Annotated in this window: 15 protein-coding genes; 10 read left to right on the top strand and 5 right to left on the bottom strand. The window is 47.0% G+C overall.

Annotated features, from left to right (window positions below; translation table 11 throughout):
• Positions 1-94 precede the first annotated feature (94 nt).
• Positions 95-1,284 (top strand): IS3 family transposase gene (locus tag EWA64_RS10935; RefSeq protein ID WP_439655066.1). Its coding sequence is split into 2 segments (ribosomal slippage): positions 95-362 and positions 362-1,284, totalling 1,191 coding nucleotides; the frame shifts between segments, so codons are not numbered across the junction.
• A gap of 645 nt (positions 1,285-1,929) precedes the next feature.
• Here the strand turns inward: EWA64_RS10935 and EWA64_RS10930 are convergent.
• Positions 1,930-2,169, bottom strand: coding sequence for a hypothetical protein (locus tag EWA64_RS10930; protein ID WP_061895246.1), 240 nt, complete (start codon positions 2,167-2,169; stop codon positions 1,930-1,932).
• 151 nt (positions 2,170-2,320) lie between these two features.
• Here EWA64_RS10930 and EWA64_RS10925 point away from each other — a divergent pair, with 151 nt between their 5' ends.
• Both EWA64_RS10925 and EWA64_RS10920 read left to right on the top strand, forming a co-directional pair.
• Positions 2,321-4,195, top strand: coding sequence for an RCC1 domain-containing protein (locus tag EWA64_RS10925; RefSeq protein WP_065860340.1), 1,875 nt, complete (start codon positions 2,321-2,323; stop codon positions 4,193-4,195).
• Positions 4,196-4,363: 168 nt separating this feature from the next.
• Positions 4,364-4,627 carry a hypothetical protein gene (locus tag EWA64_RS10920; protein WP_061895247.1) on the top strand — a complete coding sequence of 88 codons (264 nt, stop codon included), beginning with the start codon at positions 4,364-4,366 and terminating at the stop codon, positions 4,625-4,627.
• 70 nt (positions 4,628-4,697) lie between these two features.
• Here EWA64_RS10920 and EWA64_RS10915 read toward each other — a convergent pair whose 3' ends face one another.
• A complete protein-coding gene (locus EWA64_RS10915) occupies positions 4,698-5,414 on the bottom strand; it encodes an SIMPL domain-containing protein (RefSeq protein ID WP_039437528.1) in 717 nt (238 codons plus the stop codon).
• A 394-nt stretch (positions 5,415-5,808) separates the two neighbouring features.
• On the opposite strand from EWA64_RS10915, the gene EWA64_RS10910 reads away from it, so the two are divergent.
• The 5 genes from EWA64_RS10910 (at position 5,809) to EWA64_RS10890 (ending at position 13,230) form a co-directional block, all read left to right on the top strand.
• Positions 5,809-7,572 carry a bifunctional lysophospholipid acyltransferase family protein/GNAT family N-acetyltransferase gene (locus EWA64_RS10910; RefSeq protein WP_061895248.1) on the top strand — a complete coding sequence of 588 codons (1,764 nt, stop codon included), beginning with the start codon at positions 5,809-5,811 and terminating at the stop codon, positions 7,570-7,572.
• A 278-nt stretch (positions 7,573-7,850) separates the two neighbouring features.
• A complete protein-coding gene (locus EWA64_RS10905) occupies positions 7,851-8,930 on the top strand; it encodes a TRAP transporter substrate-binding protein (RefSeq protein ID WP_061895249.1) in 1,080 nt (359 codons plus the stop codon).
• Between the two features lie 500 nt (positions 8,931-9,430).
• Entirely contained in the window at positions 9,431-11,383 is a 1,953-nt protein-coding gene (locus EWA64_RS10900; protein ID WP_061895250.1) for a PTS mannitol transporter subunit IICBA, read from the top strand.
• Positions 11,384-11,494: 111 nt separating this feature from the next.
• Positions 11,495-12,643, top strand: coding sequence for a mannitol-1-phosphate 5-dehydrogenase (locus tag EWA64_RS10895; protein WP_061895251.1), 1,149 nt, complete (start codon positions 11,495-11,497; stop codon positions 12,641-12,643).
• A gap of 56 nt (positions 12,644-12,699) precedes the next feature.
• On the top strand, positions 12,700-13,230 hold the full coding sequence (locus EWA64_RS10890; protein ID WP_061895252.1) for an MltR family transcriptional regulator: 531 nt from the start codon (positions 12,700-12,702) through the stop codon (positions 13,228-13,230).
• A gap of 150 nt (positions 13,231-13,380) precedes the next feature.
• Here the strand turns inward: EWA64_RS10890 and glmS are convergent, their stop codons facing one another.
• Together glmS and EWA64_RS10880 are read right to left on the bottom strand one after the other, a co-directional pair.
• Entirely contained in the window at positions 13,381-15,213 is a 1,833-nt protein-coding gene (glmS, locus tag EWA64_RS10885; RefSeq protein ID WP_061895253.1) for a glutamine--fructose-6-phosphate transaminase (isomerizing), read from the bottom strand.
• Between the two features lie 73 nt (positions 15,214-15,286).
• On the bottom strand, positions 15,287-16,048 hold the full coding sequence (locus tag EWA64_RS10880; protein WP_061895254.1) for a DeoR/GlpR family DNA-binding transcription regulator: 762 nt from the start codon (positions 16,046-16,048) through the stop codon (positions 15,287-15,289).
• 428 nt (positions 16,049-16,476) lie between these two features.
• Here EWA64_RS10880 and pykF point away from each other — a divergent pair, with 428 nt between their 5' ends.
• Both pykF and EWA64_RS10870 read left to right on the top strand, forming a co-directional pair.
• Positions 16,477-17,889 carry a pyruvate kinase PykF gene (gene pykF / locus EWA64_RS10875; RefSeq protein ID WP_061895255.1) on the top strand — a complete coding sequence of 471 codons (1,413 nt, stop codon included), beginning with the start codon at positions 16,477-16,479 and terminating at the stop codon, positions 17,887-17,889.
• A gap of 167 nt (positions 17,890-18,056) precedes the next feature.
• Positions 18,057-18,716, top strand: coding sequence for a GntR family transcriptional regulator (locus tag EWA64_RS10870; protein ID WP_061895256.1), 660 nt, complete (start codon positions 18,057-18,059; stop codon positions 18,714-18,716).
• Positions 18,717-19,157: 441 nt separating this feature from the next.
• On the opposite strand, the gene EWA64_RS10865 is transcribed toward EWA64_RS10870, so the two are convergent.
• Entirely contained in the window at positions 19,158-21,038 is a 1,881-nt protein-coding gene (locus EWA64_RS10865; RefSeq protein ID WP_061895257.1) for a sensor domain-containing diguanylate cyclase, read from the bottom strand.
• Positions 21,039-21,069 lie beyond the last annotated feature (31 nt).

Raw genomic sequence — 21,069 nt, 5'->3', positions numbered from 1 at the left:
TGCAGGAAGTCAGGTAGGATTGTAGTGGCATAGTGAATTTGGCCACCTGATTAGAGCTGTTATGATTACACCCGTAGCAGCAGTAGGTGACGAAATGGCAAAGAAAAAAGGACCGAATTTTAGCCCTGAGTTCCGTCTGGAAACGGCTCAACTGGTGGTTGATCAAGGCTACTCCCAGAAGGAGGCCGCCCAGGCAATGGGGGTGGACTATTCCACGATTGGCAAATGGGTCAGTCAACTGCGAGAAGAGCGTTCAGGCAAGTCTCCCAAGGCCTCGCCCATGACCCCAGAGCAGGTTGAAATCCGCGAATTAAAGAAGCGCATTGAACGGCTGGAATTGGAAAAGGAAGTCCTAAAAAAGGCTACAGCTCTGTTGATGTCGGACTCCATGAACACTTCTCGCTAATCGAGAAACTCAACAAGAGCCACCGGGAAAAGTACCCGGTCGTCTGGCTGTGCAAGGTGTTTGATGTCCAGCGCAGCAGCTACAGGTATTGGTTAAGCCGGGATAAGCGGATATGCCCAAAGGCGGTGCGTTTACACAGCACAATCCGGCAAATCCACCGTGAGAGCAATGGCTCCGCCGGGGCAAGAACCATCGCCGATATCGCTACTGCCCGGGGTTTTGCATTAAGCCGCTACCGTGCAGGACGGTTAATGAAGACGCTGGAATTGGTCAGTTGCCAATTGCCGAAGCATGCTTATAAGAAAGCCAATCAGGAGCATGTCGACATCCCGAATCGGTTGAACCGCCAGTTTGACGTGGTGGCACCTAACCAAGTGTGGTGCGGCGATGTGACCTATGTCTGGACAGGTACTCGCTGGGCCTATTTGGCCGTGGTAATGGATTTATTTGCCCGTAAACCCGTGGGCTGGGCGATGTCGCACTCACCGGACAGCGAGTTGACCAAGCAGGCGTTGAACATGGCATTTGAGCAACGAGGCAGGCCTAAAGGCGTGATGTTCCACAGTGACCAGGGCAGTCACTATACCAGTCGCTCCTTCCGGCAATTGCTGTGGCGTTACCAGATAACCCAAAGCCTGAGTCGCCGCGGGAATTGCTGGGACAACAGCCCAATGGAGCGATTTTTCAGGAGTTTGAAAACGGAATGGATACCGGAAACAGGCTATCGGAACTTTGCCGAGGCCAAGCTGGCAATCACCCACTATATCCTGGGGTATTACAGCAACGTCAGGCCACACCATTACAACGGTGGCTTGAGTCCAAACGAGTCAGAGCGAAGATACTGGCTTAACTATAAACCCGTGGCCAGTTTTACTTGACCACTACACCTGCTCGACAAGGCACGTAGAGGACTTTCACCTCCTAGGTTGACACCATGCTCGGCGCACTAAAAAAAAGGAGAAGCATTGCTGCTTCTCCTTGAGTGGATTGAATGAGGTTGTTGCTAAGCTTGGTCTTTACTACTAGCTAGGATTTGACTGTGAATATAGCCATCTTTGGACTTATCGTTCTTCCATGCAGAGAAGTTGTTTTTTAGATCTAGAAATCGTGCTTGTTGTATCTCGTCTTTGTGTACTTGCTTTTCGAAATCACCCAGCTTTGGCATGTCAGACATGTAGAAGAAATCATCATCCCGAGATATCTGCTCTGCTACTTCAGATAGCGTTAAATTGTACTTTCTAAGATAAGAATACAGCCATGCTTTGATAAATAACCATCGATATTGGGCTCTAAGATCTCGTGATTTGGAAAACCTATTTTTGCTGATCTCTTTGAAGATGAAGTCTGTCGGAGAGGAAGGTACTTGAGGCAAATCTTTCAAGTTCTGGACAGTTTTAGCTCTTTGACGTAATCATATTAGCCGCAGCCACCTAAATCAGAGTCAAAATTGGGTAGGCGATGCTCTCTCTAACGAAGAAGACTATTATCCATCGCATGCTGTCTTTCATGTCATACTGGACTTGTCACATAGGAAACCGTTTGTGAGCTAACTTTCCTGCTCTGCTCACCTTTTCTTCAGCATTTAAATTACGCGTTTGGACTTTCTTTTTTTGTGCTCTCTTTTTCTTCTTGCGCAGGTTATCTCGAAACTTATCGTAAAAGTCTTGGTGTTCGACAGTCAAATACTTAACTAACCACTCTAACTCTTCTTCCTTCGCAGCTTGAACAGTGAAAATCACGTTATAGTGATTAATCTTTAACATTTAAAATTAGTATGCCTTTTAAAACTTGTAAAGTATACTAAAAGCGCAAGGTTGAGCATCGTAGTTAGTATTTCAATTAGATGGTTGAGGGGACAAAGAAGAGCCATAGCTACTACCCTCACGCTAATTATGTCCTTTAAGAAATAGAGATATGAAATTCAAATCACCATTTTTAGTTTTGCTTGTTTTAGTCGGTTGTGGAGGGAATGATGATAATAATGTCACTCCATCACAACCCAACCCTCCCTCTCCGAACCAGGGTATATCGATTACCGATATCAGGCTTAAATCTGAGCTTTATTCATCTCACCGAGAAAATGAGTATACAAGTCAAGATAGTTTGTTAGCACTAGCATCAACAGATGGTGTGCTTGATGGGAGTCAAATATTTACTTGCTCGTGGAAAATTGGCGACAAGAAAGTATCTGATAGTTGTAACTATACACTTTCAAAAGGAGAACATATTTTACCGATAGAGGTTTCTATCAATCTCCAATACCATGACCAACTTTCTTCAACATTTACAAAGACTTTCAATAAAGCTTTTCCTATTGATCAAGTTTCAAATGACTACAGTAAAGTAACTTTGTATAGCGATGGGACTATTCTCGAATGGGATCACATCTTAGATGGTTCTATGGCATACCACGCTGTCGGACGATTTCAAAAACTATCTGCTGTTGACAATTCTGGGTTTAAAAAAATCTTTGCAACTCAATTCGCATTTGGTGGACTCAAGAGCAATGGAAACTTCTATGTATGGGGACCTATAAACCACAGCAATGACCATCTCTCCTTTATTAACTCCGAAGGAATTAAAGATATAAGTCTTTTAGACCATTACTTCGCTGTGTTAACAGAAGCGGGAAATGTCTTTTTAGTTGGTAAAGATGATAAGGTTGAGAAATTACAGGTCAGCAGTGTAAACAGCATTTTTAGTAGCAATGAGAGTTTAGCTACTGAATCTGATCAGGGAGAAACATGTATATTCAACATAAAAAATGGCAGTAAGTCATGTTCAACCCTAGCTGGTAGTGTTGTTAAGTTTTCCGAATTGAAAGACTCCTACCTTGGCAATTATGCAATCTTAACTGATCAAAGCAATCTCTATCGCTGGGATCCTCTTTCTAACTCACAAGCTGAGGAAGTAAGTGACGGTGTTCGATCTCTAATAAATAATGATCATGCTTTTGCTTATATAACACAAGACAATAGTGTTGGTGTATGGGGAAATCGCGCACACGGAGGAACTTTCTCTTACGACTATTATACCTTCGAGCAACAATATGTTGCTACGACTAAAACTTGTCGGTTAGACGAAAATTATGACGGCATTGATTCTGTTTGTGGGTGGCGCAAAAAGCAAGTCACGATTCCTGCACATTATGAAACTGTAAAAAAGTCGACCAGTTATAACTTAGAGGTCCCTTTAACCAACGTTAAGTCAATTGATGCCGCATCTAATTCATTTGCAGCAACTACATTTGATGGCAAAGTGGTGACTTGGGGCAGTATCTTTACAGGCGGCAACATCTACTCTGAGTCAGTAAAACACGATCTCAAGTTAACCGATGTCGTAAACGTAGCTTCAAATGGTAATGGTTATTCTGCAATTCTTTCTGATGGCTCTGTTATTTCATGGCAAGGGATTTGGGACTTGGGTGCAAAAGTCGAGTCTCGAGGATACACCCCATTTTATTACTACGACAACAATCGACCAAGCCATATAGATTTTTCAGATATAGGGGGAGTCGGTATATCCGGCAAAGCTGGAACACTCTTTTCTAATGAAGGAGCATACCTTTTTGTAAAAGATTATCAATCTACCGAACAACCATATGTGATAGTTATGACATGGGGTTTTAAAGAAGCCGGAGGTAGTTATAGAAACCAAGAAATTTCAGCAAGAATAGAGAGGGTCGTCCCAGTTAACGCTGGTTTTGCTCTATATACCGACAATGGTGATATTTATATTCTTGAAGAGGAACGCCCTCTAAGATTGGTTGCTTCAGCACGTCCGTATTGATTTTTTGAAACTTAAGTGAGATCTAGCATCTCTAATACAAAAATAGTAACTATCCACCCGTGAACTATTGACGTCGGTTTGGGCTAAAAATGCCGACGTCTGATAATCTATTTTACTAGATGATGTTCGACGATTTCACGCGGCCAGTTATAAGTAGAGCCTGATGGTATGGACCAACTTAACCAAGTAATTAGTGGTGATATCGTCCCCGGAGTCACTGATCGTCCAAATAATTATGGCGTTCCACTGAGTATGCTTTGGAACGCACAATATGACAGTTGCAAAATAAACGCGAGAAACAAAGGACAAGTGGTGAGTTGTATGGCGCATTATCATAATGATTTACTCTCTGCAGGTCTAATTACTGATGAGGAAAAAGATACGATGCAGAGCTGGGTTGCACGCAATACATCAATCAAGCCGAGCCGTTAGATTCAGTCGTGACACGCAGTAAAAGTACAAAAGGGCAGAATGAATCTGCCCTTTTGCATTTTTGCATTGTTCAATCCGACAAATAGTACTGCACCGTCGATACTACGCGGACGATTTTAATATGTGGTGTGTTGCTATCGCGCTCATAAATCGTGAACTGACCTTGGGAAGCATTGCGAATTTTGCCAAGGGTACTGTGCGAATCTTTGGCAAATTTTTCTGCCACTTCACGGGCGTTCTTAGTGGCTTCTTCAATCATGTCGGGTTTGACATCATTAAGTTTCGTAAAGCTGTATACCACAGAGTTGTAGTAAGGATCTTGGTTGAAGACGATGCCTTGCTTACCCAAACGGCCAATTTGGCTGATGGCTTGGCGAACGGCATCCACTTGGGTACTGAACACGGTGATCGTCTGTGTCGCCAGATAGCGATATTGCGGCTCCATTTCACCGCCATATTGTTGCGCTTTTTTGTCGATCACCGCTGGCGCTGCGAGCGTGACGTTTTCGTCAATCCCCGCTTCTTTGAGGAACGTTTCAATGATGGCCGTTTGGCTCTCGACCCGAGTAAACAGTTTCTGCACATCGTTATCAGCGACGGTAAATTGGATCGGCCAGATAACGGTGTCTGCTGGATATTCTCGCTCCGATAAGCCTTTGACCGTCACCACGCGCTCATACGCTTTAAACTGAATCGCGGTCTGCTGCAAAAAATAGCCGAGCAATCCCAAGCCTAGCATCAGGGAAATACCTAAAATCAACGCGGCCCTACTATTGAGCTCTTTCATTATTCTGTCCTTAGTGGGGAAAATGGGTAACTGGCTAAAACATAGCGTATTTATTGCTTCAAGACTAAGAAACGCCGTGAAGAAGAAAGAGAAACGGGAACCGATATCGATTCCCGTTTTTCCAGAGCAGCAAAACAAAGGTTTATTGACTTATGCGTTATTTTTTTTATCCCGCATTTGCAAGTTAACACCCAAACTTAGGATTTGATGCAAAATTAGTATAATTTGTGAGCGATGGATTATTTATATCAATTAAATTAATCATTGTTGCATTGAACTTAAAAGCCCCTTCACTGAACTGTCACGCGCGCGTCACTAAAGCCTCATCATTGTGCCGCTTGGCTGTCACAAAGCCGCCTTAGCATGCCTTTAGCAATCCTGTCTAGAGGTGACTATGACAACAAGCAGTCCTTTCCGTCTCCCACGTAAGACCCCATTTGGCATCGGCGAAAACGTCGCGGAGTGGATGACCGGTTTGAGCAAACTGGATAAGTTTTATATGCAGCGCCCAGTGGGCTGCAATACCCCTGCTTTTCTGCGTTATACCTTGCAAGTGCTGGGTATCGACTATCATATCGCGCGCGGGTCATTGGATTCCGTACCGCAAATCGGCCCAACGGTAGTGGTGGCGAACCATCCGCTTGGTTGTGTCGAAGGGGTTATTTTGGCGGAGCTACTGCTCACCATTCGCAGCGACGTGCAGATCTTAGCCAATCAATACCTCAAAACTGTGCCGGAGCTGGATAAGCTGTTTATCGGTGTCGATGTATTTGAAAGCAAAGATGCGATGAAATCCAATATGAAAGCACTGCGCGACGCCAACAAACACCTTGCTCAGGGCGGCTTATTGTTGGTCTTCCCTGCGGGCGAGGTGTCGCAATTGGTCGACCGCAAACAGCGCCGAGTGGAAGATAAAGACTGGAGCCGCTCTGTCAGCGCCTTGATCCGCAAGAACAGAGCCACCGCGGTGCCCGTGTTTATTAATGGACAAAACTCGCAGCGCTTTTATATGGCGGGCAAAATTCACCCCTTACTGCGCACGCTGATGCTCGGGCGGGAACTGCTGAACAAAAACAACCAGCCGATCCAACTCTCCATTGGTCAAGCGATAAAATACAAAGAAGTGACCACGCTCAATGATGAGCAGTTGGTCAGTTATTTGCGCCTCAACACGTATTTACTCGGCCACAGAGGGGACGGCCAAGTAGCGTCCAATCGTGACTCAGAGAGCCAAGAGCCGATTGCGCAGCCGCTCGACAAAACAATACTGCTGCGCGAGTTGGCTATGCTGCCACGTGATGCACGGCTGTTGAAACAGGGTGAGTTCAGCGTCTATTGTACCAAAGCATCGCAAATCCCCTCTTTGCTGCATGAAATTGGCCGCCAACGTGAAATTAACTTTCGCGCCGTCGGCGAAGGAACGGGTAACGCGATAGATATCGACCATTTTGATCACTACTACCATCATCTGTTTGTGTGGGATGATGAACAGCAATGCTTAGTGGGCGCTTATCGTCTTGGCTTAGTGGACGAGCTGCAAGCGCAACTAGGGATTGATGGCCTTTATTCACGCACTCTGTTTGAGTACGATCAGCGTTTTCTTTCTCAGCTTGGTCAGTCGATTGAAATGGGACGCTCGGTGATCACCGCCGAGTACCAACGCAGCATGAGCGCGCTGCTGCTGCTGTGGAAAGGGATCGCCACTTTCGTCCACCAGCATCCTCAATACACGCATCTGTTCGGTCCGGTGAGCATCAGCAACGATTACAGCCCAGCAGCGCGACAGCTACTGGCCCAATCGATGACGCTGCACCATTATGATACGGCCAATGCCGAACATGTGAAGCCACTCAATCCGCTGCCCGAGGCTCACCTAGGCTGGAACACCAGCATGTTGACGGCGCTCGGCGATTTGCAACTGTTGTCGCGCGTTATTGCCCGTCTCGATGAAGGGAAAAGCGTACCTGTGCTGTTACGGCAATATTTAGGACTCAATGGCAAACTGGTGTGCTTTAATGTCGATCCTGCGTTTAACAACGCACTGGATGGCCTGATCGTGGTGGACTTGCGTGATGTCCCCGAGAAGACTCTGGCGAAATACATGACCGTAAGCGGCGCCGAAGCGTATCTCAAGCATCATCAAGCCCTTGAAGGATAAACAGCCCTGAACAACGAACATCCACCGCAAGCAGTCACGAGTCACCAGCCCGTGACTGCTTCTGCAGTTTTAAAATCACGATCTTACTCTTACTGACAAGACATTTATCGAAGCTTTATACCGCTGATTAAACAGAACTCTTCAAGAAACGATTAATAAATCATCAAAATGCAGTCATTTAGTCGATTCGACACGCTCATTTTAACTAGCTGCTCAGTTGACGAGAAATTGATCTGCTTTGACTCTGTTGGCAAACAACAATCGATAACGAGGAAGCCATGCCAGCCAACAAACTCTGCCAATCGCTAGTCAAACGGGCGCTGATTGCGTCTGTCGCTCTGCTCTCTTTTTCCGCTTTTTCCGCCGATGTCTATCGTCTCAAGCTCGCGGAAACTTGGGGGCCAAACACGCCCATTCTAGGCGATGCGTCGAAGAATATGGCCAAACTGGCACAAGAGATGTCCAACGGGCGTTTGCAAATCCGTATTGATTCCGCCAACAAACACAAAGCGCCGCTTGGCGTGTTTGATATGGTGAAATCGGGTCAATACGATCTCGGCCATTCCAGCTCTTACTATTGGAAAGGCAAAGTGCCAAATACCCTCTATTTTTCTTCAATGCCGTTTGGCATGGTCACCATGGAGCAGTACGCGTGGTTTTATCACGGCGGCGGTATGGAGCTGATGGAAAAAGTGTATGCGCCGCACAATCTGCTCTCCTTCCCCGGTGGCAATTCTGATATTCAAATGGGCGGTTGGTTTAAAAAAGAGATCAACTCACTGGAAGATTTACAAGGGCTGAAAATGCGTATTCCGGGCTTTGCTGGAGAAGTACTGGCCCGTGTCGGCGCAAAGCCAACCAACATTGCTCCCGGTGAGCTGTATACGTCGCTTGAGCGCGGCACCATAGATGCGCTGGAATGGGTCGGGCCTGCGTTTGATCTGCGCATGGGATTTCAGAAGATCGCCCCTTACTATTACACCGCTTGGCATGAACCGGGCTCGGAAACCCAATTCTTAGTCAATAAGAAGACGTGGGATAAATTACCCAAGGATCTCCAAGTGATCTTAGAAACAGCATTTCGCGTCGCGGCGTTTGACATGTACACCCAAGCGGTGGATGCCAATGCCAGCAGTTGGGCAACGATGAAAAGCGAGTATCCCGACATCAAAGTGCGCGACTTTCCGCCTCAGGTGCTCGCTGCGATGCGAACCGCCACCCAAGAGTTGCTCGCGGAAGAAGCAGCCAAAGATCCTTTGGCAAAAGAGATCATTGACTCACAAGAGCAGTATCTGAAGAAAGTACGTGCTTGGACCAACATCTCTACCCAAGCCTATTTGCAAAGCAACACACAATAACTCAAAGCTACAATTCGGCGGCACTGTGCGTTCTTCTTCAGTGTCGCCTCCCACCGAAAAGCCCGCTTAATTCTTGTCAAAAAGTTTCAAAAAACAGCAAAAGCCAACTCAGATCACACTTTGGATTTTAACAATAAAAAACAAAAGGTGATTTTCATCACTAAAATATTTTATTTCACGAATAAAAATAAATCAGAAGTGATCAATGTCACGAAATATTTTTATTTACAATTTAGTTAAATATGACACTTGTCACTAATATTTTTATTGACAAATAAAGAATTAGCTTTTCGTTATTAAGTTACATATCAATTAATTGATCGCCATCACTTAAAAAACGTTTGCTTGGGTGGGAAAATCAGGCGCTGATCACGAAAAACCCGTTGTCAGTTCCAATTGAAGAATGTGTGGTAAATTGACTGTGAATTAAGCAATCAGACGGTTTTGGCGAACCGTTTTACTACAACAATATTCATCAGAACATCAAACGGGGAACACATATGATATCACCAGATGCAAAGATCAAGATACAAAATTTTGGTCGTTTTCTGTCTAACATGGTCATGCCCAACATAGGCGCATTCATCGCTTGGGGCTTTATTACCGCACTTTTCATTCCAACCGGATGGCTGCCCAATGAGACCTTAGCGTCCATGGTTGGCCCTATGATTACCTACTTACTGCCACTGCTGATCGGTTACACCGGCGGTAAACTGGTCGGTGGCGATCGCGGCGCTGTCGTCGGTGCCATCACCACCATGGGTGTCATCGTCGGTACCGATATCCCCATGTTTATGGGGGCAATGATGGTCGGCCCACTTGGCGGCTGGGCAATCAAAACCTTTGATAAAAAAGTCGAAGGGAAAATCAAAAGCGGCTTTGAGATGTTGGTTAACAACTTCTCCGCTGGCATCATTGGTATGCTCTGCGCTATTTTGGCTTTCTTCCTGATTGGCCCATTTGTCAAAATCCTTTCTGGCGGTTTGGCGGCAGGGGTAAACTTCCTAGTTTCAGCACACCTGCTCCCTCTTACCTCCATTTTTGTTGAGCCTGCGAAAATTCTCTTCCTGAACAACGCAATCAACCACGGTATTTTCTCACCGCTGGGCATTCAGCAAGCCTCTGAAATGGGCCAATCGATCTTCTTCTTGATTGAAGCAAACCCAGGTCCAGGTCTTGGCATCCTATTGGCGTACATGGTGTTTGGTAAAGGCACAGCGCGTCAAACCGCTGGCGGCGCCTCCATCATCCACTTCTTCGGTGGTATTCATGAGATCTACTTCCCATACATTTTGATGAATCCACGCTTGATCCTCGCAGCAATCGCGGGCGGCATGACTGGCGTATTCGTCCTTACCGTATTTGATGCAGGCATCGTCTCTCCTGCCTCTCCTGGCTCGATCTTCGCAGTGCTGCTAATGACACAAAAAGCGTCTATCGTCGGTGTACTTGCGTCTATCATCTCGGCGGCAACGGTTTCTTTCACGGTGGCTTCACTGCTGATGAAAACCCAGAGCTCAAGCGAAGAAGAAGGTGATGAAGCGGCGTTGGCCAAAGCAACCTCACAAATGAAAAACATGAAGTCGGCGTCAAAAGGCGCAGTGAGTGCAAGCAATCAGAGCAAGGGCAACGTTGATCTGACCAAAGTACAAAGCATTATCGTCGCTTGTGATGCAGGCATGGGCTCAAGCGCGATGGGCGCGAGTATGCTACGCAAGAAAGTACAAGAGGCAGGACTGACTATCCACGTCACTAACCTTGCCATTAACAGCCTAACCGAGAGTGCCGATATCGTGATTACTCATAAAGATCTCACTGACCGTGCACGCAAGCACGCGCCAAACGCTCACCACATCTCACTGGTGAATTTCCTCGATGGCGAGATGTACAACCAACTGGTGACCAAACTGCTCGCTGCGCAAAAGCCGTCGGCGGCAAACGATGAAAATGCGGTGAAAGTGTCATTAATGGCGGCCAACGACGACCATTACAACCCTCAGCAACCTTCGGTTTTTCAAATCCAACGTGAAAACATCCACCTCGGATTGAAAGCGACCAACAAAGAAGAGGCGATCCGTTTTGCGGGGAACAAGTTGGTTGAATTAGGTTACGCCGAGCCAGAGTACGTTGATGCGATGTTTGCACGCGAAGCGCTGGTGCCCACTTATCTGGGCGAATCGATCGCCGTACCGCATGGCACGGTAGAAGCGAAAGATCGCGTGAAAAAAACCGGGATCGTGATCTGCCAATACCCAGCTGGCATCCAGTTTACCGATGATGCCGACGACGTGGCTAAGTTAGTGATTGGCATCGCGGCGAAAAACGATGAACACATTCAGGTGATTACCACCATTACCAACGCACTTGACGAGCCAGAAGCAATTGAAAGGCTGACCAGCACCCAGGATGTTGAAGAAATCCTCAACATCTTGAGCGGTCAACAAGCCGCGTAAGCCTCTGAGTCAACCTTTTTGCTCCTGAGCAAACCGAGGTCAGCTGTCACCCCCTATGCGGTTGACCTCATCTTCGTCTCGTTCATTGATTTAATTTTGGTAGGTAAGAATATGAAAAATGCAGTTCATTTTGGCGCAGGTAACATTGGTCGTGGTTTTATTGGCAAACTGCTCGCCGATGCGGATGTGGCAGTCACCTTTGCCGACGTCAACGCTCCCTTAGTCGATCAACTCAGCCACAAACAACAGTACAAAGTGAAAGTGGTCGGCAGTGAGTGCCAAATCGACACCGTAACGCATGTTACTGCGGTCAACTCCGCCAGTGACGATGTGATTGAGCAAATTGTGAAAACCGATTTGGTCACTACCGCTGTGGGGCCAAACGTGCTCGATATCATCGCCAAGACGATTGCCAAAGGCATCGCACAACGGTTTGCTGCTGGCAACCGAGCACCGCTGAATATCATTGCGTGTGAAAACATGGTACGCGGCACCACACATTTGAAAGGCGAAGTGTACAGGCATTTAGATGCCGAGCTTCACGCTCAAGCCGACGAGCTGATTGGCTTTGTCGATTCAGCGGTTGACCGCATCGTGCCACCTGCTGAAGCGGCCAACGATGACCCACTGGAAGTCACCGTGGAAAGTTTTAGCGAGTGGATTGTCGATGAACAACAGTTTAAAGGCGAGATCCCTGATATTGCTGGCATGGAGAAAACCAACAATCTGATGGCGTTTGTCGAGCGCAAACTGTTCACCCTCAACACCGGTCATTGCATCACTGCGTACTTAGGCTGTTTAAAAGGGCACCGTACCATCCGTGAAGCGATTGAGGATGAAGAAATCTACGCAGACGTCAAACAGGCGATGCAAGAGAGTGGTGAAGTGCTGATCCGCCGTTATGGCTTTGATCGCGAGATGCACAATGCTTACATCGAGAAAATTCTTGGCCGCTTTGCCAACCCATATTTGGTGGATGAAGTGGATCGCGTTGGGCGTCAGCCAATCCGCAAGCTTGGCGAAAATGATAGATTAATCAAACCACTACTGGGTACAATTGAGTACGGCACCGACAATCAAACCCTGCTGAAAGGGATTGCTGCTGCGCTCAAATACCAAAATGAGACCGACCCGCAAGCGCAAGAATTGCAAAACGCGCTGCGAGAGCTTGGGGTGAAAAAGACCTTAAGTCACTACACGGGTCTCGCTGAAGAGAGTGCGGAAGTGGCGCAAATCGAAGCCATTTTCCTACAACTTTAATCTGTTCGGGGAGCTTAGCTCCCCGCTACTATAATAACGATATATTGACCTAGCATATGGCAGAGAACCTAAACGAAACCGAGATAATAGAACGCTTGAATAATGCCGCTTCGGTCAGAGGTTTTTTTGTTGAAAGCGTAGATATTTTTACTGAAGCCATTGACGGTCTTATCCAACGTATTTTCCGCAAAGACAACTTCGCCGTTCAGTCGGTGGTTGGCCCGTTACTGCATGATTCAGGGCCGCTTGGCGATCTCTCCGTGCGCCTCAAACTGCTGTTTGGCCTTGGGGTGCTAGGCGATCACTGCTATCACGACATCGAAGACATTATTAAGCTCAAACAAAAACTCAACAGCGACAGCACCGATTACGAGTTCACCGATCCATACATTTTAGAAACGATCCAAAAGCTGCATTTAGTTAAAAGCATGGGAATGGTGCAACTGCGCGTCGATGAACCCGATGACGACATTGATCTTGGCTTTTATCAATTACAGCTGCAACGTCGGCAACAAGTTATCCGCTCCGGTCTCTCTTTGGCCATCGTCGAAATCTGCAATGAATTGGGCAAGGATAGCCCATTCTAACACCTCTGTTTCACCTCCCTCCTCTCTCTCAACAGCCACTCGCGGCCTCAGCACCACCCCGCTTTTGTGCGCGTCTTTGTTTGTGAGCTTGTCAAACACTCAGGCATAAAAAAACCGAGGCAGAGCCTCGGTTCTTGATTAGTATGCGATTTATTCTACCGTTACCGCTTTCGCTAGGTTACGTGGTTGATCCACGTCCGTGCCTTTGATCAGAGCGACATAGTAAGAGAGCAACTGCATTGGGATGGTGTAGTAGATCGGCGCCGTGATCTCACTGACGTGCGGCATGGTGATGATCTTCATGGTGGCATCCGCTTCAAAGCCCGCATTCGCATCGGCAAACACATACAGCAGGCCGCCGCGTGCACGTACTTCTTCGATGTTAGATTTAAGCTTTTCTAGTAGCTCATTGCTTGGCGCGACCACAACTACTGGCATATCGGCATCAATCAACGCCAGCGGGCCATGTTTCAGTTCACCAGCCGCGTAGGCTTCAGCGTGGATGTAGGAGATCTCTTTGAGCTTTAGCGACGCTTCCATCGCAATCGGATAGAACTCGCCACGGCCAAGGAACAGCGTGTGGTGCTTGTCGGCAAAATCTTCAGCCAAGGCTTCAATGTCTTTTTCGAACGACAGAGCAGCGTCGATCTGTTTTGGCAGTTGATGCAGCGCGTGAACGATCTCTTTCTCTTTCTCTTTGCTGATACGTTGCTGTTGTTTGCCCAGCGCCGTCACTAGCATCAGCAGTGCCGCGAGTTGAGTGGTAAACGCTTTGGTCGACGCCACACCAATCTCAACCCCTGCGCGGGTCATGAAAGCAAAATCCGACTCACGAACTAAAGAAGAACCCGCCACGTTACAGATGGTCATCGCGGCCATATAACCTTTCTCTTTCGCTAAACGCAGCGCCGCTAGCGTGTCCGCCGTTTCGCCCGATTGAGACAAAGTGATCAGCAAGCTATTTGGGCGAGTGACAAATTTTCGGTAGCGGAATTCAGAGGCAATTTCCACGTCACAGCTCACGCCGGCCAGATCTTCAAACCAGTAGCGCGCTGTCATCCCAGCGTTGTAAGACGTTCCACAAGCAACGATCTGCACGTGCTCTACTTTGCTCAAAATTTCAGCCGCGTTAACACCAATCGCTTCCGTCACCACAGAGTCGCCAGAGATGCGCCCTTCCATGGTATTGATCAGAGCCGTTGGTTGCTCGTAGATCTCTTTTTGCATGAAATGGCGATATTTGCCTTTATCTCCAGCATCATGCTCAGCATTCGATTCAGTGATTTCACGCTCTACACGCTCACCGGAAGCATCAAATACGGTCACTTCGCGACGCGTGATCTCGGCAACGTCACCCTCTTCCAAATACATAAAGCGGCGCGTAACATTCAGCAGCGCCAGTTGGTCCGACGCGAGGAAGTTTTCACCCACACCAAAACCAATAACGATTGGGCTACCAGAGCGAGCAACCACGATGCGTGACGGATCGTTGCGATCCATTGCTACCGTACCGTAAGCCCCTTCCAGTTGTTTCGCTGTTTTTTGTACCGCTTCAACCAGTGAAGCAGAGGTGCGCAGTTCCCACTCAACCATGTGCGCAATCACTTCGGTATCGGTTTGTGATTCAAACACATAGCCACGCTCACGCAGCAGTGCGCGCAACTCTTCGTGGTTTTCGATGATGCCATTGTGCACTACAGTGATATCGCCCGATTTATGTGGGTGTGCATTGATTTCTGATGGTTCGCCGTGTGTCGCCCAGCGCGTGTGCGCAATACCCGTACCACCCATTACTTCAGCTTGGTTAACCGCATCCGCCAGCTCTTGTACTTTACCCAAACGACGAATACGCGTTAGGTTGTGCTCGGCATCGACAATCGCCACACCCGCCGAGTCATAACCGCGATATTCCAAACGGCGCAGACCTTCCACCAAAATTTCAGCCACATCTCGCTGTGCTACCGCACCGACGATTCCACACATAGTTATCTCTCCATATTGATATTTTTTGTTTTCTTCGCCCTCGGCAAGCAAGAGTAATGGCGAAGAATAAGGATTAGGCGCAAATGACGCGAACGCCGTTTGCTTCAATTTCTGCTTTGTGCTCCGGCAGCAGCTCTTCGTCGGTGATCAAGATATCGATCATCGACCACGCCAGCTCCAGATTCGGGATTTTTCGACCAACCTTGTCAGACTCCACCATCACGATCACTTCTCGCGATACTTCGGCCATGACTTGGCTCAAACCAACCAGTTCATTAAACGTGGTGGTGCCACGCGCAAGGTCAACGCCGTCAGCGCCGATAAACAGTTGATCAAAATCGTACGAGCGCAATACCGACTCGGCAACTTGGCCCTGAAAGGATTCAGAATGGGTATCCCAAGTGCCGCCAGTCATCAGCAAAGTGGGTTCACTTTCCAGTTCATTCAGCGCGTTGGCAACATGTAAGGAGTTGGTCATCACCACCAAACCCCGTTTACCATTGAGCTGCTGAATCAGTGCCCCTGTGGTACTGCCACTGTCGATGACAATGCGATTGTGGTCGCGGATCAGCTCCGCGGCGAGTTCTGCCAGCTTTATCTTTCGATTCGAAACATGTTTGCTGAGTTCATCATGAATCACTTCTTTTGGGATAGAAATAGCACCACCGTAGCGTCTAAGCAGTTGGCCATTTTTCTCTAAAGAGGCGAGATCCTTTCGGATAGTGACTTCTGAGGTATCAAACTTTTGGGCTAGCTCATCCACACTGACTTCGCCTTTCTCGTTTACCAGATTAGAAATCGCGTGTCTTCTGAGCTGTGTGTTTCGTTTTGACATTTTTTACTGAAAATAAAGTTTCGTTCTGAAATTTATTATATTCCAAACGAAACTTTTACGTCTATTTATTTTGATCCAAAAAATTAATAAATAGCGATAAAACCTTGTCCTAAGACAATTCTTAGGCAGTGATATTGCTATCATTCAATGGTAGAATTCGCCCCCGAAAAGAAAATAAATTACAGAATTGACCGTTATTTTTTTGCAACTTTTTTCATATAAGGTGGGGAAAGTCACAAAAAACCTGAATATTTGCCCATTGAGTTGGTCATAAAATGACTAAACTTGATGAAAGACTTACAGCTCTGGAAGGCAGTAAATTTGCACGAAAAGCTCGGCTCGCACACAACAAGAAGCCGATATTTTTCACTCCCGAGCACAACAACCGACTTTCAAATTGTAACTATATTGACCGGAGAGACTCTTCCATGAAAAAGACCAAAATCGTATGTACGATTGGCCCAAAAACTGAATCTGTAGAGAAGCTAACTGAGCTAGTTAGCGCAGGCATGAACGTAATGCGCCTGAACTTCTCTCACGGTGACTACGTTGAACACGGCACTCGTATCGCGAACTTCCGTAAAGTAATGGAAAACACAGGTAAGCAACTTGCTATCCTACTAGACACTAAAGGTCCTGAAATCCGTACTATCAAACTGGAAAACGGCGACGACGTTGATCTAGTTGCTGGTCAAGAGTTCACTTTCACCACAGACACTTCTGTTGTCGGTAACAAAGATGTTGTTGCTGTCACTTACCCAGGTTTCGCGGCTGACCTATCTGTAGGTAACACTATCCTAGTTGACGATGGCCTCATCGAGATGGAAGTTATCGCAACGACAGCCACTGAAGTGAAGTGTAAAGTACTGAACAACGGCGCTCTAGGCGAAAACAAAGGTGTTAACCTTCCTGGCGTTTCAGTAAACCTGCCAGCCCTGTCTGAAAAAGACAAAAACGACCTGAAATTTGGTTGTGAGCAAGGCGTTGACTTCGTTGCTGCTTCTTTCATCCGTAAAGCATCTGACGTGAAAGAGATCCGTGAAGTTCTCGCAGCAAACGGCGGCGCGAACATCCAGATCATCTCTAAGATCGAAAACCAAGAAGGTGTGGATAACTTCGACGAAATCCTAGAACTTTCTGACGGTATCATGGTTGCTCGTGGTGACCTAGGTGTAGAAATCCCAGCAGAAGAAGTTATCTTCGCGCAGAAGATGATGATCGAGAAATGTAACCGCGCACGTAAAGTGGTTATCACTGCAACGCAAATGCTCGATTCTATGATCAAGAACCCACGTCCAACTCGTGCAGAAGCGGGTGACGTTGCGAACGCAATCATGGACGGCACTGATGCAGTCATGCTTTCTGGCGAAACAGCGAAAGGTAAATACCCTGTTGAAGCGGTAACTATCATGGCGCAAATCGCTAACCGTACTGATTCTGTACTAAAAGCAGAGCTAGGCTCTCGTCTAGACAGCCCACGCCTACGTATCACTGAAGCGGTATGTAAAGGTGCAGTAGACACAGCTGAGAAACTCGCTGCGCCACTGATCATCGTTGCAACTGAAGGTGGTAAGTCTGCACGTTCTGTACGTAAGTACTTCCCAACTGCAAACATTCTTGCGCTAACGACCAACAAGAAGACAGCAGCTCAACTTGTACTGACTAAAGGTGTTACACCTGTTGTTGTTGATTCAATCGACAACACGGATGCTTTCTACGTAACAGGTAAAGAGCTTGCGCTTGAGTCTGGTCTAGGTAGCAAAGGCGACATCGTTGTGATGGTATCTGGTGCGCTTGTTGCCTCTGGCACAACCAACACAGCTTCAGTACACGTACTGTAAATAAATTTACAAAGATAAAACGAAATGAGGGCTTCGGCCCTCTTTTTTTATGAAACGCCTTGCGATAAAAAATCGTACGCTATATCATCAAAACCGTCAGAATTTCGTACTGTTAAATAAAGATAACTTCTTATTTATACGTCGTTTTTTATCTATGAGGTTTTGTTGTGTCCAGTCCTACTCTTACTGACAAAGTATCCAAAATGATCCGCGACGACATTCTAAGCGGCGCATTGAAACCGGGGCAAAAGTTAGTCGTTGCTGATCTAAAAGCAAAGTACGACGTTGGTGCCTCTCCGATCCGCGAAGCGTTAGTGCAACTCTCTTGGACCAAATACGTAAAACTTGAACCGCAAAAAGGCTGTTGGGTTGCCCCTATGTGCAAGTTTGAACTCAACGACCTGTATGAGAGCCTACGTGTCATCGCTTCCGTTTTGCTCAAAAAAGCAATCGCTTGCGGTGATGAAAATTGGGAGCTGAGCGTACTAACCTCATTCCACAAACTGTCCAAAGTGCAGCAACAGAGCGATGAGCATTGGCCAGAATGGGAAGAGCGCCATCATCAATTTTATACCACGCTGCTCGCGGGCTCCGAGTCGCTCAATATGTTTGAGTTTTTCCGTGATTTGATCAATCAGATCAAACGTTATCGCTATTTTGCCTTGTGCCAATCAAACAGCGAACGCCAAGCGCTGTTTAATATTGAAGAGCATGAGATGATCATGAAGCTGGTGCTGGCGAAAAATGTCGAAGAGGCCACTCGCTTACTCGATAGCCACCTAGTGGGTTCAATGAAAGTCATTGAGTCTGCTATCGAAGCGGCGTAAGTTTCACCTTGAACATAAAAAATCGGGTTGACCCCGATTTTTTGCTTATAACGACGTTACCAACCAAAGATCTCTTTGTGATGAGTATTAAGCAGCACGACCATCAATAGAAAATAGATGGCGCTCAACTTAATCCCCAGAATCAATAAAGTGCCTAAGGTTAGTCTCACTAGAAAATGGTTTACCATACTCTGCCTCTGATGCCCGAACTGCGTATTTCCTTATCAACACGCCACGCGCGCTGAATCCGTTCAAGACAGGACAAACTGAACAATGTGTCACGCTGGGTTGCACGAAATCGTCAACGAAAATCGTCTTAGATCACAGCAAACCTTAAAGGGATTGACAGTTTACTTAATAACCAGTCTAGTTCAATTCTGTTCAAATATTAGACTTTAGTCTAACTGTACATATTTTGTGACAATTTGCCGCGCAGAGAAACTAAGCGATGTCGTCATCACTGTAGCAAAGTGAAACACGATTTCGCCCGGAGCTTTTCGCATCGTATAGGGCGATATCGGCACACTTGTAACTGCGGGTTGTGTTAGACGTCAGATCGGTAAAGCCGATACTGACCGTCACATCCAAATCTTTTGCAACGTTGATGGCAATACGCAGACGGTTAAGAACTACTTCCGCCGCTGATATGGTGGTGTGTGGCATAATGATGGCAAACTCTTCTCCACCGACTCGCGCAAGAAAATCGGTATTGCGCAGGCTTTGCAGCAGCAGGCTCGCCACGCCTTTGATGACGCGATCGCCCTCATCGTGCCCTTGCTCGTCATTAATGCGTTTGAAATGATCAATATCGACTAGAGCCAAACAGATTGTTGGCGTGGCAGGATATCGTTCCAACAGACTGGCGTAGTATTGCAACTGCTCTTCAAACTTGCGTCGGTTCCAGATCTGAGTCAGCTCGTCTTTTTCGCTCAAATGACGCAGCCGCTCTTCAAGCTGTTTACGCGCGGTAATATCCACCAGCGACGTGATGTAGTAACTCACTTTTCCCGCCGAGTTCTTGACGGCTTGGATACGCATGATAGCGGTCAAAACTTGATTGAAATAAGTTTGGCAGCGGATCTCCCCTTCCCACACATCGTTTTTTTGCAACTCATTCCAAGCCTGCATCACGATGTCGAGATCATCACTCAAAAAGATCAAGTTGTATGCTCGCTTGCTTTCGATCTGCTGATTGTCGTAACCGAACATCTGCTCAAATTCTCGGTTAACCAAAATGATCCGGTGCGAAGTATTGGAGATCATCACGGCCGTCATGCCATTGAGTGCCGCGCGCGCTAGCTTACTTTCGATACTGTGACGACGATAATGCAACGCGACGGTGGTCACGGGCAGTACAAACAGCATCACCACACAAAAAACGATCAAGGCTTCACGAATCAACTCATTGACCGCCTGCTGTGAGCGCACCATCAGCTGCTCTTCGCTCATATCAATCACTAAATGCAGCGCACCATGACTGCCCAGAACTAAAGTATTAAAAACGACCAAACACTGATTGTCGTAAAAATAACCCGCTTGTTGCTGGGAGAACTTTTGCCAGCTCTGCGGATAGAGTTTGCTAAAGCGGTAAAGTTCTCGTTCAGGAAGATAGTCCCCGAACAGCTTCTCTGGCTGATCGCTGACCACGTAGTAACCGCGTTGATTAATGATGTCGACGTTAAAGTCTTGCACAGGCGAATAGTGCAAACGGCTCGCCATGTAGCGAATGTTTAGATTCATGACCAGATAGCCCACACGCTGGTTACGAATGGTCACTGGCGCAAAAATGCGCATCACTGGCGTGTACGGTTGTTTGAGTTGCCCTTGTTCTTCTTCCAGCGTGACGCCCCAGACACCCGTCTCATCATTTTTGAGTGCTTGAGCACTAGCAAAAAACGGGTCCTTAGAAACATCTTCCGCTGGGGCTTGGGAGAGGAAAACACCCACATTTAAATCGTAATTTACCCGAAAGCGTTCATATCCCGACAGATCCAGTAAGCTAATGCGGGTATACCACTTCTGATTGAGTAGCACCGAGGACCACAAATCGGTTAACGCCGCTTGGTGTTGCCGATCGGGAGTGAGAATGAAATCTGTCAGCGTTTGGTTGTATTTAAGCAGATCGAGAACCGACAACATCTGCCCGTAGAGATTGGTGTACTCGCGCTGAGTGTAAGCGAGCTGATTCAACGCATCTTCGGCGCTGCTTTGCACGTTCTCATCAAGTAGTGAGCGATATTTATCGTGGTAATAAAAGGCAATGAGTGCCGCAAAAAAGACGCTGATCAGAAGAAGAATGCCGAACAGTTTTCTGACTTTCACTCTGAGCTACACCTTCCTGGCTAAATGAAGG

It is taken from the genome of Vibrio cidicii (genome assembly GCF_009665415.1).
Taxonomy (GTDB): domain Bacteria; phylum Pseudomonadota; class Gammaproteobacteria; order Enterobacterales; family Vibrionaceae; genus Vibrio; species Vibrio cidicii.
This window is presented reverse-complemented; position numbering and strand designations above follow the sequence as displayed.